Annotated in this window: 10 protein-coding genes and 1 pseudogene; 5 read left to right on the forward strand and 6 right to left on the reverse strand. The window is 58.5% G+C overall.

Going from position 1 to position 17359, the window contains the following annotated elements; translation table 11 throughout:
- The first annotated feature begins 7 nt into the window (after window positions 1-7).
- The 4 genes from LAP85_22030 (at window position 8) to LAP85_22045 (ending at window position 8878) form a co-directional block, all read left to right on the forward strand.
- Window positions 8-2692: an ABC transporter permease gene (locus tag LAP85_22030; GenBank protein ID MBZ5499087.1), complete on the forward strand. Its 2685-nt coding sequence runs from the start codon at window positions 8-10 to the stop codon at window positions 2690-2692.
- Between the two features lie 89 nt (window positions 2693-2781).
- Complete coding sequence (locus LAP85_22035; protein ID MBZ5499088.1) at window positions 2782-5526, forward strand: ABC transporter permease; 2745 nt, start codon at window positions 2782-2784, stop codon at window positions 5524-5526.
- Between the two features lie 48 nt (window positions 5527-5574).
- Complete coding sequence (locus LAP85_22040; protein ID MBZ5499089.1) at window positions 5575-6045, forward strand: energy transducer TonB; 471 nt, start codon at window positions 5575-5577, stop codon at window positions 6043-6045.
- Window positions 6046-6232: 187 nt separating this feature from the next.
- Window positions 6233-8878 (forward strand): ABC transporter permease, encoded by a 2646-nt coding sequence (locus tag LAP85_22045; protein ID MBZ5499090.1) that lies wholly within the window; start codon window positions 6233-6235, stop codon window positions 8876-8878.
- Between the two features lie 75 nt (window positions 8879-8953).
- On the opposite strand, the gene LAP85_22050 is transcribed toward LAP85_22045, so the two are convergent.
- Window positions 8954-9115, reverse strand: coding sequence for a hypothetical protein (locus tag LAP85_22050; protein MBZ5499091.1), 162 nt, complete (start codon window positions 9113-9115; stop codon window positions 8954-8956).
- 67 nt (window positions 9116-9182) lie between these two features.
- Window positions 9183-11312 (reverse strand): redoxin domain-containing protein, encoded by a 2130-nt coding sequence (locus LAP85_22055; protein MBZ5499092.1) that lies wholly within the window; start codon window positions 11310-11312, stop codon window positions 9183-9185.
- 107 nt (window positions 11313-11419) lie between these two features.
- Here LAP85_22055 and LAP85_22060 point away from each other — a divergent pair.
- Window positions 11420-11728, forward strand: a pseudogene (locus LAP85_22060) (helix-turn-helix domain-containing protein).
- Between the two features lie 32 nt (window positions 11729-11760).
- Here the strand turns inward: LAP85_22060 and LAP85_22065 are convergent.
- The 4 genes from LAP85_22065 to LAP85_22080 form a co-directional block, all read right to left on the reverse strand.
- A complete protein-coding gene (locus LAP85_22065) occupies window positions 11761-14388 on the reverse strand; it encodes an ABC transporter permease (GenBank protein MBZ5499093.1) in 2628 nt (875 codons plus the stop codon).
- A 2-nt stretch (window positions 14389-14390) separates the two neighbouring features.
- Window positions 14391-14765: a PadR family transcriptional regulator gene (locus LAP85_22070; GenBank protein ID MBZ5499094.1), complete on the reverse strand. Its 375-nt coding sequence runs from the start codon at window positions 14763-14765 to the stop codon at window positions 14391-14393.
- A 186-nt stretch (window positions 14766-14951) separates the two neighbouring features.
- Window positions 14952-15368, reverse strand: a complete 417-nt coding sequence (locus tag LAP85_22075; protein MBZ5499095.1) for an FtsX-like permease family protein — start codon at window positions 15366-15368, stop codon at window positions 14952-14954.
- 89 nt (window positions 15369-15457) lie between these two features.
- Window positions 15458-17359 (reverse strand): ABC transporter permease (locus tag LAP85_22080; GenBank protein ID MBZ5499096.1); only part of this gene is annotated, 1902 nt, incomplete at its 5' end.

Raw genomic sequence — 17359 nt, forward strand, 5'->3', positions numbered from 1 at the left:
GGAATTGATGCTGGCATCGATTCGAGCATTTCTCTGGCGGATCGTGCATTTCAACCGCCGGACGAAGTCGGAGGCCACTCTTGACGGCGAGCTGGAGTTTCATCTGCAAATGGAGATTGAGCAGAATTTCCGTCAGGGCATGAATCACGAAGAAGCCCGGCGACAAGCGCTTATCGCGTTGGGCGGGCTGGAGCAAACCATGGAAGAATGCCGAGATGTCCTGGCAGTCCGCCTGTTGCGCGATCTCGTGCAGGACCTGAGTTACGGGTTGCGCCAACTCCGCCACGCCCCAGGCTTTGCGGCTGTCGCTGTCATTACGCTTGCCCTCGGCATCGGGGCGAACACGGCCATCTTCACGGCTGTCAACGCAGTACTCCTGCGACCGCTGCCTTTTGGGAACGCAGACCGCATGATCACCATTTGGGAAAAGAACCTGAGCGCGGAAGGGGCCAAGTTTCGCTCGCTCCAACCCGACCACAAGGAGCTAATTTCCACCTCTGTTCCAGTGCTGAGAGAATGGCAGGCGCAAACAGACCTGTTTGAGGATGTGGGCGCTTACAGCTCCTTCCCGGCGCGCGTAGTGCTGACGGGAGGCGGCGAGCCGGAAGAAATTGTTGCGGGCCGGGTCACGGCGAATTTCTTTTCGACGCTTGGCGTTGCGCCGGAGCTCGGTCGCGGATTTCTGCCCGGCGAGGATCGGCTGGGAAGGACCAATGTCGTGGTTTTGAGCCACTCTCTTTGGCAGCGGCGGCTTGGAGCCGACCGAACGATTTGCGGCAGGCCTATCATGTTGAATGGCGCGGTTTCTACCGTAGCTGGAGTCATGCCACCCTCGTTCCCACCGATGGCGGGTGAGGAGGCATGGGTGCCAGACCCAATTGACTCGCAGTCTTACGATGGTTTCCGCGGCTCTCGCAACATGGAGGTGATTGCGCGGCTGAAACCCGGCGTGAGCGTTGCGCAGGCCCAGGCCGTATTGACGGCCGGCGCCGAAGTTCGCGCTCGTCTCTTCCCAGAGTCGAGCAAGAATTATGCCACTGTCATAGTGCCGCTGCGCGAGTACCTAGTCGGCGACATGCGCGGGAGGCTGGTGCTATTGTCTGCGGCTACGTTGTTTGTCATTCTGATTGCCTGCGCGAACGTCGCCAACATGCTGCTGGCGCGAGGTACGGTGCACCGGCGGGAGATGGCGCTACGCGCTGCCCTGGGCGCTGGCTGCGGGCGTCTGGTCCGGCAAGCCATTGCCGAAACCATGCTGCTGGCGTTGTTAGGCGGCGCAGCCGGGCTCGGTATCGGCCTGTGGGCAGTAAGTTGGCTGGCGGGCATGGGTGGAGCGAACGTCAGCGAACTCGGGAACCTCCGCGCCGACTGGCGCGTGTTCTGCTTCGCATTGGCCGCATCCGTTGTGGTAGGCCTGCTTACGGCGCTCGTGCCGGCATTGCAGGCCTCGAAGGCGGACGTGAACCAAGGATTGAAGGAATCCGCCGGCGCTCAGGGCGGGCGCGCCGCAGCCCGTCGACTGAGCGGCCTGTTGGTGGTTGCAGAAGTTGCATGCGCGCTGATTCTGCTGGCCGGCACCGGCCTCATGGTGAACACACTTGCCCACCTCGCGGATGTAAGCCTCGGATTTTCCTCGCAAAATCTTCTGACACTGCGCCTGACGTTGCCGCCGTACAAGTACTCAATCGCCGGGAAGAGCTGGAACAATGCAAGGGCGCGCGCCTTTCTTGCTGGCGCCCTCGCGCAGATAAAGGCAGTCCCAGGAGTGCGCGAGGCGGGCGCCGTTTATCCGCTTCCATTCAGTAAAAGTCAGGAGGGTACGGGTGTTTCCGCTGAAGGCAGCCCGGAAGGCTCGGACCTGCCGACTCACTATCGCATCGGAACCCCTGATTATTTCCGGGCGATGAAGATCCCGCTCGTTCGCGGACGCATATTCACCGATCACGACACGGCCGATATGCCGCCGGTTGTCGTCATCAATGAGACATTGGCGCGACAGCTTTGGCCGAACCAGGACCCGATCGGGAAGCGGGTGCAGTTGAAGAACAAGTTACAGGAAGTTGTGGGCGTGGTCGGCGACGTGCGGCACCTGCGGCCCGACTTGCCATCGGGCGCGGAGAGCTACGTGCCACGGGCGCAGACAGGCGGCTATAGCACTATGTTCGTTGCCGTGCGGACGGCGGGCGATCCTACTCGTGCAGCGGAAGCTGTGCGAGCAGCGATTTGGGCCGTCGACAAGGACCAACCAGTGCAGGACATGAAAACCATGGACGAGCGTCTGAGCGGCTTTGCCGCCTTAAGACGCATCTATACGCTCCTGCTTGGGATTTTTGCGGGGATCGCGGTCGCGCTTTCCGCCGTCGGCATTTATGGCGTCATCAGCTACTCGGTGTCTCAGCGACAAAATGAAATCGGTATTCGCATGGCGCTCGGTGCGAAGCCCGGCGAGGTGATGCGCATGGTGCTCCGGCAGGGACTGCTGCTGGTGGCCATCGGTGTGTTGCTCGGAATCGCTGGCGCTTTGGCGACGAATCGTGCGCTTTCGAACATGCTTTACGGCGTCCGTCCGACGGACCCGCTCACGTTATTAGCAGTTTCGCTTGTCTTGGCCGCCGTGGCCCTGGCTGCCTGCTTCCTCCCCGCGCACCGTGCCACCCGCATCGATCCATTGCTAGCGCTGCGCAAGGAATAAGTGCTGAGCTTATGATGCCAGGAAGAATGAAGGTAGGAGCGCGTGAGGCCGGTCACAAATCAGTCCTTGCAGGATCGTAGGAGGCGGTGATGCTGTCGTCGATTCGTGCCTTTGTGTGGCGTGTGATTCACCTCGCGCGTCGTTCAGGATCGGGATCCCCATTCGAGAAGGAGTTGGAATTCCATCTGGAGATGGAGATCGAAGAAAACCTGCGTCGTGGCATGAGCCGCGAAGAAGCGCGGAGGCAGGCTCTTATCTCGCTTGGCGGCCTTGACCAGACGAGGGAGGCGTGCCGCGAAACACGCGCGATCCGGTGGCTTGATGAATCTCTTAATAACCTGCGTTACAGCCTTCGCAGTTTGCGCCATACCCCTGTGTTCACAGGTGCTGCCGTCATCACACTGGCGCTCGGAATCGGCGCACTCACGTCGGTGTTCAGTCTGTTCAATTCTGCGCTCCTGCGACCGCTTCCCTATGAGGGTCAGAATCGGTTGCTTTCAATCAGGTATTCAGGCCTCCCCTATTCACCGTTCCCGGGAGGTGAAACTGTCATTCATTCACCCAGCCCCATTTCCATGTCTTATTCCCAATATCGGGCAGTGAGAGAAAGGAACTCTGCATTCGCCGATGTCAGCCTGTATCAGATCAGACAGGCGGAGATCCGGACGGGGGAGCCGAGAGAGAAATTCAACCTGGCAGCCGTCACAGCAAACATGTTTCAGGCGCTTAGGACTCAGCCTCTCCGCGGTCGGGTCTTTACCGCAGAGGAAGATCGACCAGGAGGCCCGTGCCTAGCGGTGATCAAGGCCTCATTCTGGCGTAACATGTTAGGCGGACAGGAAGACATCCTGGGGAAGCAGATAGTGATTAATGGCACTTTCTACACGGTTATTGGGATTCTGCCGGCTTCGTACAACATCCCCTCTAATGATATCGAGGTGTGGACCCCGTTACTTGTAGACAATGGAAATGTCATCGGCACAAATCGCCCGATGGGTGCGCTGATGGCAACCTTGAAGCCAGGCGTCAACCTCTTGCAGGCCGAGGAGAATCTCCGATCCATCATCGGCAACCTAAATAAGGATTACAAAACATTCTTTCGTGCTTCACCTCTCGAGCCGCCCACACTCATGTACTACCGTGACTACCTCATTGGGAACTATCGACCGGCATTCCCAATATTGTTGATCGCAGGCGCTTTTGTGATGGCGATAGCGTGCGCGAATGTAGCGAATCTCTTTCTCATCCAGGCGGAGAGGCGGCGGAGAGAGCGGGCACTGCGGGTTGTTCTTGGCGCGGGCAAGGGTAGGTTGCTGGGTCAAAGCCTAACAGAGGCTCTGTTGATTTCTGGGGCCGGGAGTGCCTTGGGAATCGCCTTGGCTTGGTGGAGTTTGGAATATATGAGGTTGCTGGCGCGGCAGGTTATACCACGGTTGAATGAAGCGGCCATTGGATTGGAGGGGGTCGGTTTTGCAGTTGCGATATCCGTGGCAGCGTCCGTGGTGGTAGGGGCAGTACCGGCAATGAAATCGGATGCTTTGTTGGTGAACGATCTGAATGCCACGCCGACAGTATCGAGCCAGAGCCGTAGCCGGGTTCGCGGTTTCTTGGTGATATTGGAATTTGCCCTGGCGCTGGTACTGTCATTCGGGGCAGGATTGATGATTCGTAGCCTTCATAACCTGCTCAATGTCGGATTGGGATTCAATCCTGACCACGTGTTGACCTTCTCTCTCAACCTGTCGCGCAGCCAATATCCTACAGGCCGAGCAGTTGAGTTTTATGATCGTTTGGAGCAACGGCTTGCCAATTTACCCGGTGTCCGGGCTGCAGGAATGACGAACTACCTTCCATTGGCCAATTCCGTCATATCCAACGAAATTCGATCCGAGCAGATGGCAACGAGACCATCAGTGGCGACGGTGCGTTATGTCGTTTCGCCAGGCTATTTCAATGCGATGGGCATTCCAATTTTGAGAGGACGTTGTTTTTCAGAACTCGACCTCAGTCAAAAAGAACAAGTCGTCATCATCGATGAGAATCTAGCGAGGAAGTTCTGGCCCAACGAAGAGGCGCTTGGAAAGAGATTGTTTGTCGACCCAACTCAAGCTGGTGTTCCGATGAATTCGGAGCAATCGCCGCCGCCGGAGGCCATTCCGCTGACTGTTGTCGGAGTCGCGCAAAGTGTCAGGAAATATGGTTTCCGAACCAGTGCTCCGCGAAGAGAAGACGAGGAAATAGGAGAGTATTATCGGCCGTCCGGAGCATTCGATGGTGCAGTCAATCTCGTTTTTGTGGGAACGTCCTTTGCGGTTCGGACGCAAAGCGATCCCACCAAATTGATAGATGCGGTCCGGCGCGAGGTGATGGCTCTGGACAAGAATCTGACTCCGACTCAATTCACCACTATGGAGAATCGCTGGCTCGATTTTTCAGCGGAGACCCGATTCTACACGATCATCTTGAATGCTTTCGGCTTGAGTGCGTTGCTCTTGGCTGCGGTGGGTATTTATGGGATCGTCGCCTATTCCATCTCCCAACGCACGCATGAGTTTGGAGTGCGCATGGCTTTGGGAGCTGAAGCGCATCAAATCTTCCGGTTGGTTGCCGGGGAGGGTATGAGGTGGGTCGTGGTGGGAGTCGCAGTCGGCTCCTTTGGCGCATTGGCATTGAGCCGATACCTCAGTTCAATGTTGTTCGAGGTAAGCAGCAGCGATGCTCTTACATTCGGAACCTCAGTCTTGCTTTTGGCAGGGGTTGCATTCTTCGCGTGCTATAAACCAGCGCGTCGAGCAACCAAACTCGATCCTTGGACGGTTCTGCGCATAGACTGAGGGACAGTCTACTTGGAAGCAGGGTTTGGCACACAGAGGAGAGACGCAATGACTCCGATGATCGATATCTGTTTGTTTGTCTTTCTTCTTCAGACTCCAGATGCTGGTGTTTCCAGGATCGATGACAAGGAGATGCAACAGAGGATCGTCAAGACTGTTGACTGCTTCATTTCTGAGGAAGAGGTCAAAAAGGCACTATTGGAAAAGAAAGGAGAAAACAATTTTACGAGGAGCGTATCGATCGAAGTGGTTGTGGACAAAGCTGGGAAGGTCGAATCTGCAAAACTTGTCAGAGGCAATCCGATACAGGAGAAGGCCGCGATCGAATGCGTGAAACAATGGGTGTTTCGGGCTGTGGGGCAGAGATACAAAGGCAATGTCATCGTGATCTTCAAGCCAAAGGTTAGTAAAGCGACGTCGATCCACTTCGACCTTCAGCCCAGGTTGACTTTGCACGGCGCTAGGGACGGTCTGGCGAACATGCGGATAAGGCCACAATCGCCTGTGTCCCCATCTTGACAGTCACTGTACCGAGGACAGGTGTGTCCCCCTTTTTTGATGTTTCACCTCGGTCAACAACCGGAAGGCGCGGTTTTATGCCATCACCAAGGCCGACCGCAAAAGGCTCCGAGATGAAACAGAGAGCTGGGAGAGCATGATGGCGATTATCAATCGTGTCCTGGAAGGCGCATAGTCGGGGGAATCCATGCTGGCATCGATTCGAGCATTAATGTGGCGGATCTCGCATCTCCACCGTCGGACGAAATCAGAGGCCACTCTTGACGGCGAACTGAAGTTCCACCTGCAGATGGAGATTGAAGAAAATCTGCGTCAGGGCATGAGTCCCGAAGAAGCCCGGCGACAAGCGCTTATCGCTTTGGGCGGGCTGGAGCAGACGAGGGAGGCGTGTCGTCAAGCGTGCGGAATCAGATGGGCCACAGAACTCTGGCAAGACCTGCGTTACGGATCGCGCATGATGCTCAACAATCCGGGATTTAACACCGTTGCCATCCTGACCCTGGCCCTAGGCATCGGCGCAAATACGGCCATTTTCACCGTGGTGAACACCTTGCTGCTCAGGCCGTTGCCGTACCACGATCCAGACCGGCTTGTTTGGGTGACGGAAAACGAATCTCTACCCAAGAGTGAAATGATCCCCGGCCCGCACTTTTTTGAGTGGCGCGCACGAAGTAAGGCGCTGGAGCAAATCGCGGCTTTTGGCGGCGGAACCGTAACACTATCGGGCGCAGGTGACTCTGAAAGACTGGATTGCGGGAAGGTTACGGCTTCGTTCTTCGAAACTTTGGGCGTTCAGCCTCTGGCCGGCCGTTTCTTTGCCGCAGAGGAAGATCTTCCGGACCGCAATCGGGTCGTAGTCATAAGTCGCGGCCTGTGGCAGCGTCGTTTCAACTCGGATGCCAACATTGTCGGCAGGACTATCCGGCTTGATGACGATAGTTATCAGATTGTCGGCGTGCTGCCGGGTGATTTTCGCTTTTCGACTCCCTTCGAGCTGTGGAGTCCCCTTGCGCTCGATCCGCAGGACGAGGGCCCCAAGCATGGGATTCATTCCCTGAGCGTGATTGCCCGCCTTCGACCTGGAGTCACGGAACAGCTGGCACAACGGGAATTGGAAGCCATTCGCAGCCATTTCGAAAAGATCACCCAGTGGGGCATTCATTTCTCCGGCGAGGTGCGGGTGATTTCACTGCACGAAAAACTAGTAAAAAACGTGCGGCGTCTGGCTTTGTTGCTCTGGGGTGCCGTCGGTCTGATTATGCTCATTGCGTGCGCCAATGTGACAAACCTACTGCTGTCTCATGCAGCGGTGAGAGAGAAAGAACTGGCCGTTCGCGCAGCGCTGGGCGCCGGCAGGCTGAGGCTGGTGCGACAAATGCTCACGGAGAGCAGCCTTCTTTCTTGCTGTGGAGGAGCTTGCGGGCTGTTAATAGCTTATGCGCTGGTCAGAGTCCTTGCAGCGGTCGCCGCCCTTCCGATGTTCGGGGAGATTTCGCGTCTGGTCGTCATTGCAGTAGATTCGAGGTCGCTGTGCTTTACGCTTCTGATATCAGTGCTCACAGGGTTGCTGATCAGCGTGGTCCCTGCGCTTCAACTTTCACGTCCGGATTTGCAGCCATATCTCAACAAGGGCGGATGGCGGGGTGCCTGCAGTACGGGAATGATGCGCCAGGTTTTGATGTCCGTCGAGGTCGCAACAGCGGTAGTGTTGCTCCTTGTGGGCGGCCTGCTCATGCGGAGTTTTGTCAAGCTCCTCGACGTCAATCCGGGATTCAAGGTCGAAGGACTGCTGACGGCGCGCATTTCACTTCCGTATACACGATATCCCGATCGCGGCCGGCGGGCGCAGTTTCTTCAGCAGGTGTTGCAGCGCGTCTCGACCCTTCCAGGGGTCCAATCCGCCGGCACCACCAACCGCCTGCCGACGACCGCCTCACTTTTCGCCGGCTATTTGCATGTTGAAGGACGGCCAGTAACTACAGAACAACAGGCGACGCCTGTACCGATCGGCTTGGTCAGCCCCGGCTATTTCGCCACGATGGGAATTCCATTGCGCGCGGGGCGTGCTTTCACGGACTCTGATGACGCGAGCGCGCCCCGGGTCGTGATTCTGAGCGAGAGCCTGGCACAATGGCTTTTCGCGGCCGAAAATCCTATCGGCAAGCGCGTCTGGGTCCCGGGCCCCGGGAAGGGCACCCCCACTGTGGTCGGCGTCGTGGCGGATGTGCGGTCTCAAGGCCTGGACCGGGAGGTCAGGCCGGAAGTCTACGTACCTTATCTGCAGAATTCCATGTATGTGACGACTTTTGTGATTCGAACCAGAGTGAATCCGCTCAGCCTGGCTTCCGCGGTACGGAGTTTGATTCAGGCCGCCGATCCGGAGCTTCCCCTTTACGACGTGAGCACAATGGAACAGCGGCTGGCGGACTCCATTGCGCCGCATCGTCTGAATTTGTTGCTGCTTGGCGTCTTCGCGCTGCTGGCGCTGCTATTGGCAGCAATGGGAGTCTATGGCGTGATTTCTTACCTCGTCGCGCAGCGCACGCATGAGGTCGGCATTCGCGTTGCACTGGGAGCTCGCCCCGGCAATGTCATAAACATGTTTCTTTTGCAGGCTCTTGGCTGGATCATAATCGGCGTGGCGATCGGCACAGGCGTCGGATTGGCATTCGCACGGTTCATGTCGGCCCTGCTGTTCGAAGTGAGCCCGACCGATCCTGCAACGTTTGCAGGCTGCACGGGGCTTCTGACCGCCGTTGCTCTTCTGGCATGCTATCTTCCCGCGCGGCGAGCAGCACACCTGGACCCAATCAAGGCCCTGCGGTGCGAGTGAACTGAAACGACACGTCCCGGATTTCTTTCCTCTAAGAAAAATCGACGGTACATCCCGGTTTTACATCTAATTCCATTATTGAATGATATAAAGGCATGAAGTGTAAGCCGGCATGTCCGCTCCGTAGTAACCGAACCCGGTGGTCGAAATCACGGGCCGAGCAGTTTTGGCCAATGGGTTTGCCGCACCTACTACGATAACCATCGTCAATGCGAAGATCAAACGTATGCGTTTCAAAGGGGGCCTTCTCTCTCGAGAATCCTGGTCCAGCGACAAATCGCACTCATCTGTTATGAGGCGGCACTCATGGCAGGCGGGGTGGAATCGATCCTCGGATCGCCTCGATCCGCCAGCTGAATTCTTCGAGCAGCTTCTCGCTCCACCCTTCCTTTTCGAAGACCTTGCGGCCCTGCGGATCAAGGAACCAGGTAGTTGGGAAACCGCTGATTCCGGCCTTGCTCACGTAACCGTCATCTATCAGGACCGGAAACGTGTACTTCTTCTGGGCCATCCACGGCGGGACATCGTCCTGATTTGCGTCGTTATCGATGGTCAGGATCACGACATCGGGGTCCTTCGCGTATTTGTCAAAAAGCTTCTGGTACTCAGGCAACTCCGCAACGCACCAACCGCACCAGATGCCCCAGAAATTGACGACGACGATTTTGCCCTTCAGCCCCTCAAGTGAGATTCTCTTTCCGTCGAGTCCCTTGAGGTTGAAGGCGGGCACGGCGGTGGGCGCGGCAATCCGGCTGGCCAGCACCCGATCGTGACGATTTGCGCGGTCGGCATCCTTGAGTTTTGCATAGTACTCGTCGATGCCTTCCAGGCTGCCGTGGTTCTTATCGTATAAGGATCGAAGCGAAGTCTCGCAGGGATTTGTCCCGCGCCCCTGCACAACCAGTCCCTTTGCGAAGTATTCTTCCGCTTTTGAGGTTTCGTTCTTTGACAAGTAATAACGGCCGAGATGATCGAGGTTTCGGCGATCCTCGTGGTTGAGATCGTAGGCGGCCAGAAGCTCTTTCTCCGCCTCCGGTACACGACCTTCGGCCAGGAGCACCCATCCGACTGCGTCATGTCCCATTGCCGTCGCCCATCCCATTTCATGTTCGTATTCCCCTGGGGATTTATAGACGGAGCGCTGGCTTTCGATCTTCTTTCTCAGCTCCTCGATGCCCGCGCGCGCAATCCGCTCCGCATCGGCGAGGTCGATCTTCCGGTCCGCCAGCTCAATCGGTATCACGACATAGGTGATGTGCGGATTGTTCTTTTCAAACTTCACTGCTCCCTCGGCCGCCTGATACATCTCGTCGGCCGAAGCAGACTTGTCCTCCGCCAGTGCAGAGAAGAGATTCAGATAGGCTTCGCCCAAAAGACCTGGAATATGGTGCTGCGCGCGGGCGATGAACTCGCGCAGGATCTTACGATACGGGGCCGACTTGGTTCCTTCCTGGGTCTGTTCAAGTTCACGCCATCGCGAGGCAAAGATCCACTCCGCTTCCGTGCTGTCGGGAAACTGCTTCAGAACCTTCTCTTCACATTCTTGCTGCCTATCCGTCCACTTCATGCTCCGGGACACATCAGCTACCGCGGAGAGCGCGCCCGGGCGATTTCCGTTTGCCTGCAGGAATGAAACAACGTCCGCTTCCACTTCCTGCCGCTTCCGGTCGGCCGTGATTACGGTACTCCCAGTAATGGCATCCCAGTAGGCCTTGTGCACCGCAGTCGATCCCGGGGCGAGTGCCACAGCCTTCCTCGCCAATGGATAGGCCTCGTCGCTTCGGCGCAGGCCCGTAAGATAGGTGCTGGGCAGGTACCACGCGCTCAGGTTTGTCGGATCAATGCGGCGCGCTTCCTCGAAGGTGGCGAAAGCCGTAGCCAACAGCGCCTCGTCGCGCGGCGGGCCGGAAGACTGACGGTATTGAGCATATGCCTTTGCAGCCAGGATATCGGCGGGATTTTTCACACGGGAACGCTGGGCATCCACAAAGGCAATCGCCTCGGCACGATGTTGCTCGTCATTGGCCAGGGTCTGTGCCCGAAGCCAGATCACGTCGGGATCGGCGGGAAGTAGCTTTAGGGCCTTTTCGCCGGCAGACAGGGCTTCATCGGCCCGTACTTGGGCATAGTTGAGAGCGCCGGCAAGCGCGAACCAACTCCAGGCATCCTGTGGCGTCTTCTTCGTCATTTCCTCGGCGAGAGCGATACCATTCCGTTCCTGCCCGCTGCGCACGAGGTTGAGCACATACCACGCCTTCAGGTTCGTCGAGTTTGGATTCGCTGCCACTAGCTTCGAGCCTTCAATCGCGCCGGTCTCAAAATCGCGTTGGTAAAACAGCGATCTCAGCCTTGCATTTGCTGATTGTGCGGCGCTTTGGACGGCCATGCAGGACAAGATGCTGAGAGTGACAAGGACAAACCGCAGTGTTTTCATGGCAGTGCTCCCATTTCGGATTAAACGGCGGCGCTTTACCTGGAGACAAACCAAACTCTATTCTCCTGAATGTGCAACACACAACTCGTGTTGTGGATCGATTGATCATGAACCTCAAAATCACGCCATCAGCCGGAAATGTGTTTCCGGATCTCGGATTCCGCCGCGATGAGTCGGAACATCTTTTGATCCGGGCGGATCTCCTGATCGAGGTCTAGAAGCTCATCGCCTCGCGGGGTCTTACACAAAGAGAGGCAGCCGGGCTCTTGTGTGTCTCCCAGCCTCGGGTCAGCGACCTGTTACGCGGCCGGATCGACCTGTTCAGCACGGATGGCCTCATCGACGTGCTCGCCCGCCTCGGCGCCCGGGTCCGCCTGACCGTGAAGCCGACCCGCCGGAGCCGGAAGGCCGTATAACTAGCGTGACCGCTCCTTCCCGCAGATATCCTCTATTCATATTTCAGAGCGGACGAGGGTTCGATCCGCGAGGCGCGGCGCGCCGGGATCAGGCACGCAAAAATGGCGACTGCGACCAGCAGCACCGATACGATGCCGAGGGTGATTCCGTCTGTGGGCGCAACGCCGAACAGAAAGATCCTGATAAAACGAGTAAGGCATAGCGCACCGACGATTCCGCGCCCCGCTCCTACCAATGCTATGCGCGTCCCATTTCTGACAACCATGCCAAGCACATCTTTGGCCTCGGCGCCCAACGCCATCCGGATTCCGATCTCCTGCGTCCGCTGACCGACGGAGTAGTTGACCAAGCCATAAAGTCCGATCGCCGCCATCAAGACTGACACGACGGCAAAAAAGGTGAAGAGACCGAGATAGAACCGTGAGCTCGCGATATGAGTCTCAAAAAGGTCTTTCAACATTTCCATTTCGATTGGCATCTTCGAATCGAGCGCCCAAACCTCGCGCCGCAGATCCGGCGCCAGATTGCGCGGGTCGCCTGCGCTTCGAACGACGAAAGTGACATTACGCATAATCCAGTTGTCGGCGGCTGATACGTAGACTTTCGGGCCGAATTGCGCCTGGAGTGACCCGTACCTGACGTCGCCAACCACACCAATAACCTCGCGCGGGATCGATTCCCCGGTAAAGAAGAGCTTCTTGCCCAGGGGATTTTCACCTGGACAAAATTGTTGTGCCGCCTCTTGACTCAAGATCACCTCGGGGAGCACCTTCTGGCTATCGTATTCCGCAAACCCTCGTCCGCGAAGCACCGGGATTCCCATCGTGGCAAAATACCCGGAGGTTATGCCCACCGGCTCTATGTTGCGCCATCGATCGCGATCCTGCGCGGCTTCCGACATGCGGGCACTCGTCATGGCATTGGAACCATCCAAGGGGAAAATGCTGGATGCCGCTACCGCGCGCACCTGTGGCAGCGCCTGCAACCGCCTCAGCAGTTGATCAGCAAAAATTGTCCTATTTTGAGCGAGAGCTTCACGCGCACCCGATTCTGGAACCGCTACCCTAAATGCAATCACGTTTTGCGGGTCAAAGCCGAGGTCGACGTGCTGCAGCCTAATGAAGCTCTTCATCATCAATCCTGCTCCCGTGAGCAGGATCAATGCGAGCGCCATTTCAACGACCACCAGCGAGGCCCGTTTTCTATTTGAGGCGCGGCGCGTGAGGCTCCCGGTTCCCTGCTTTAGCGTCGCCAAGAGATCCGTCTTCGAGGCGTGAAGAGAAGGCAACAGGCCGAACAAAAAGGCAGTTGCTGTGGAGGACCCGACCGCAAACAGCAGCACGCCCGGATCTAGGCGCGCTTCACTGGGCCCCGGAATCCCGGGCGCCTTCAAGGCCAGAAACAGGCGGACTCCCCAATAGGCAAGCAGGAGGCCGACGGCCCCTCCGATGAAGGACAGCAACACACATTCCGTCAGCAGATGGCGGACAATACGCAAACGCGAAGCGCCCAGTGCGGAGCGCAGAGCGATTTCCCGCGCACGGACGGAAGCGCGCGCCATAAGCAGGTTGGCTACGTTTACGCAAGCGACCAGCAGAACGAAGAGTACCGCGCCGAACAGCGTCCAGACTGTGGATTTGCTCAAGGGACTGACGTTATCGGTCATGGCTCTGAGGGCCACGCTATACTTCCTGCGAATTCTGTCCGATTCTCCGAGATGGGATTCCAGCACATTCATGATCGACTGGGCTTGCAGCAGTGGACATCCAGGTTTGAGGCGTCCGACTACCGTGAAGCCCCCGCCGGGAAATGGGAATGAACGCATCGGATCTTTATCAAGTACCCACGGAATCCAGTAATTGATCTGGGCCGTGGGGAACCCCTTGCCAGCCGGCATAACGCCAACCACGCTGCAAGGTCTGTTGTTGATCAGGACACTCCTTCCGACAATGTCCGGAGCGCCTCCGAAACGCCTTTGCCAGAAACCGTACCCAAGAATTACGACATTCTCCTTGCCCGGCGTGTCTGCGCCGGGATCGAAATTGCGGCCCCAAAACAGCTCCACTCCTGCCATACGAAAGATATTGGCGGTGGTTTCGATTCCGACGATGCGCGCGGGTTCTCCCCCATCGATCCACGCAACGGAGGTGCGACGATACGCCGTCAATTCTTGGATCACATCGCTCTTCTGCCGCCAGTCATCAAAGCTGCCGAAGGAAGGCGCGAGCGAATGTTTGCCATCCGTGGAAGAAACACTCACGATATGCTGCGGATCGGGAAAGGAGTACTCAGGGTAAAGCACGGCATGGACCACGGTGAAGATGGAGGTGGTTGATCCGATGCCGATGGCGAGGGTCAATACCGCGGCAAAGGTAAAAGCACGGCTCTTCGCCAGCATGCGCGCGGCGACACGCACGTCCTGGCAAAGCCGGTCCAGCCAACCAAAGTGCCAGACCTCGCGGGTCAATTCCGTCGAAAGCGCAACATTGCCAAACTTCCGTTGCGCCGCATAGCGCGCTTCTTGCGGATCCATTCCAGCCTCGATGTTCTCATCCATTTCGATATCGAGGTGCGCTTGGATTTCGGCGTCGAGTTCTGCATCTCGAGGACGACGGACAACCTTGCCCCAAAGATCCCTGATCCTGCGAAGCGGATTCATGATCACATCTCCTCCGGCGATGCTTGTGTAATGCGCGCGATCGCCCGTACCAGCCGTTCCCATTTCGTGGTTTCCACGGCGAGCTGCTTCCGTCCCGCACTCGTTAGACGATAGTACTTAGCTCGGCGGTTATTTTTCGATATGCCCCAAGCAGAAGTAATCCATCCCCGGCGAAGCAGCCGGTGCAGCGCCGGGTAAAGGGAACCGTGATCGATCTTTAATACATCTTCGGATGTCTTCTCAATGGAGGTTGCGATCGCGTGACCGTGCATCGGCCCGAAAAGCAACGTGCGCAGGATGATCATGTCCAACGTGCCCTGGAGCAATTCCTCGCGTTCCTCCTGCTTCTTTCGAGCGGCCGCTTCAGAATCTGTCATATTCTTTTCCTCGCCCGGTGTTCCAACTGGAGATTCGAGCCACGCCTGACACGTGCTTACCTTTTCTTATTAGTAGAATATCTACCAGTAGTCTAAAATCAGTCAGGTAGAATGTCAACCAAAAACGGGCGATGTCCAGCTGGCCCACTCGGACACATTGGGAGGGATTATTCACGGTTACCGCATTTAATCTGAACGTAGAGCACTCATGGGATCGAGGCGGGCGGCGCGGCGAGCAGGGATGTAGCCGGCTGCAAGGGCGACTGCGCCTAGCACAACCATGGCAAAGGCGAATGTCGCAGGATCTTCCGGTGTGACGTCGAACAGAAGCGGTTCGAGCCGAACCGTGAACAAGACCGTGCCAGCGCTGCCAAGCGTGAGGCCGATGGCCAACAAGACGATCACTTCAGGTAGAAGGAGCGCGTGGATCTGGGAGGGCCGCGCGCCAAGGGCAAGGCGAACTCCGATCTCAGGAGTACGGCGTTGGGCGGCGTAAGCAACCACTCCGTAAAGCCCGACGGCTGCTAGGATGAGTGCGAGACCGCCGAAGGCGCCGGAGAGCCAAGCCAGGAGCCGCTCGCGGCGGGCGCCCTTTTCAATCACGGTGGAACGGCACTCAGCGGAGCGAGGACGTCGGATGGTGACTCGCACAGTGCGCTTCGCCGTTGGTTGCCTCGGGCGAAGCCCGACGCTTATTCCTGCTTCAACACATCGACGGGATTCACGCGCGTCGCGGCACGAGCGGGGATGAATGTCGCGACGGCAATGACGAGCAGCATCGTTAAGGCAGCCGCCGTGTAGATCGCGGGGTCACGACTTGTGATGCCGAAGAGCCGACTCTCGACGACACGGCCGAACATCCAGGCGAGCGCCAAGCCGGCGACAAGACCCGTGGCGCCAAGAATGGCGGCCTGCCGTAACACCGACCGCATGATCTGCGTCGGGTCGGCACCGATCGCGAGCCGAATGCCGAATTCGTGCCGCCGCTCGGTCACCGTCTGCGCGAGGAGTCCGTGCACTCCGACGCCGGAAAGCAAAAAACCGATCGAGGCGAGCAGGCCGAGCAACGATGCAAACAGCCGTTGCTGGCCGAGACGCTGATCGATGATGGCGGCGAACGTGCGATCCGGATGGACGGGTACGGCCGGATCGATCGCCACCGCCGCCCTCGCAATGATCCGACGGGCCCCCTCTCGTGTCAATGTCGATCGCACAAGCAGAAACGGTCTGCCGGCCGGGAAATGCGTCAGCGGGACATAGAGCACCGGATCCGGCGGCTGATCGACCGCTCCAAAATGCGCTTGCCGCGCCACGCCGACGATACGGAGCGTGGAGGGCTCCGCCCGATACCGCGGCATGAGTAATCGTCGGCCCACGACGTCGCTCGAGCCGAAGAGCGCGCGCGCGAGCGTCTCGCTGAGGACGACAGCCTCCTCGTTAGACGGCTCGTCTGGCGTGGCGCCAAAAGCTTCATCGTGGGTCAGAGCGCGGCCCCGCACCAGCGGGAGGTTCAGCGTGCGGAAGAATTCGCTGTCGACTGCGTTCACCGGTACTTCGGTGGCGGTCTTCGGGTCGGCCCCGGGCAGGTACACATCGAGGCCGATGGCGCGGCCGACGAGCGGGGCCTCGGACGCCAGCGCCACCGATTGCACGCCGGGCTCGTGCCGCAGGGCGTCGCTCAGTCGCTGTTCGTAGTCGAGCGCGCGCGCCGACGAGTAGCCGTGCTCGCGGAGGTTCATAGGAACCACCACCACGCCGGACGGATCGAAGCCCAGATCGACCGCGTGCAAATTGCGAATGGTGGACAGGAAGAGCAGCGCGCCGACGAGCAGAGCCAGCGAGAGCGCGATTTGCGAGGCCGCGAGCGTATGCCGCAGCCGTTTCGTGCGCGGCAGCTCGGCTCGCGCGCCGCGTCCCAGCGTGCCCGCGATCGAGATGCGCGCCGCCAGGAACGCCGGGGCGAGGCCAAAGCCCGCGCCCACGAGGATCGACAAGCACGCCGTGGCCGCGAGCACGCGCCAATCCACTACCACGCTGATCGACCCGAGCGCCGGAACGGCAAATCCAGCGAAAAGCTCACCCAACGCGAGCGCGACGCCCACGCCCGCCACGGCTCCGGCGAGCGCAAGGATCAGGCTTTCCACCAGCCGGAGTTGTATGAGGCGCCTCGTCGAAGCGCCAAGAATTTTGCGGGTGGCGACGTCTCGAGCGCCTGCGATGCCGCGAAAGAGGAGCAGATTCGCGACGTTGGCCATGCCAAGCAGCACCAGGAGAGCTGCGACGCCGGCCATGAGTTGCACGGCGCGAAGCGCGACGGGCCGTGTCGTTGCAGGCGCGGCAAATCCCGGTTGAAGCATCGCACCGACAGTCTGGAATCGGGCCTTCCGACGCGGGTCCATGGCAGCAAGTGCCCGGAGCCGCCCGGTCAGCTCGGCGGTTGTCTGCTCGACGGTCGCGCCGTCGGCCATGCGGACAATGAATGCGTAAAAGGGACCGGGGGATGCCAGGCGGGCCCAGAGTTCCGGCGGGAACTGCGTCGCTCGCACGTACGCCATCCCGGGGATCCAGAAGTCCTCATGGGATTCAGCATCGGT

This window comes from Terriglobia bacterium, assembly GCA_020072565.1.
Lineage (GTDB): Bacteria > Acidobacteriota > UBA6911 > UBA6911 > UBA6911 > JAFNAG01.

Coding starts and splice junctions, on each gene's coding strand:
- LAP85_22070 (MBZ5499094.1), bottom strand. CDS start 14,765: ATGACAGATTCTGAAGCGGCCGCTCGAAAGAAGCAGGAGGAACGCGAG.
- LAP85_22035 (MBZ5499088.1), top strand. CDS start 2,782: ATGCTGTCGTCGATTCGTGCCTTTGTGTGGCGTGTGATTCACCTCGCG.
- LAP85_22065 (MBZ5499093.1), bottom strand. CDS start 14,388: ATGAATCCGCTTCGCAGGATCAGGGATCTTTGGGGCAAGGTTGTCCGT.
- LAP85_22045 (MBZ5499090.1), top strand. CDS start 6,233: ATGCTGGCATCGATTCGAGCATTAATGTGGCGGATCTCGCATCTCCAC.
- LAP85_22040 (MBZ5499089.1), top strand. CDS start 5,575: ATGACTCCGATGATCGATATCTGTTTGTTTGTCTTTCTTCTTCAGACT.
- LAP85_22030 (MBZ5499087.1), top strand. CDS start 8: ATGCTGGCATCGATTCGAGCATTTCTCTGGCGGATCGTGCATTTCAAC.
- LAP85_22055 (MBZ5499092.1), bottom strand. CDS start 11,312: ATGAAAACACTGCGGTTTGTCCTTGTCACTCTCAGCATCTTGTCCTGC.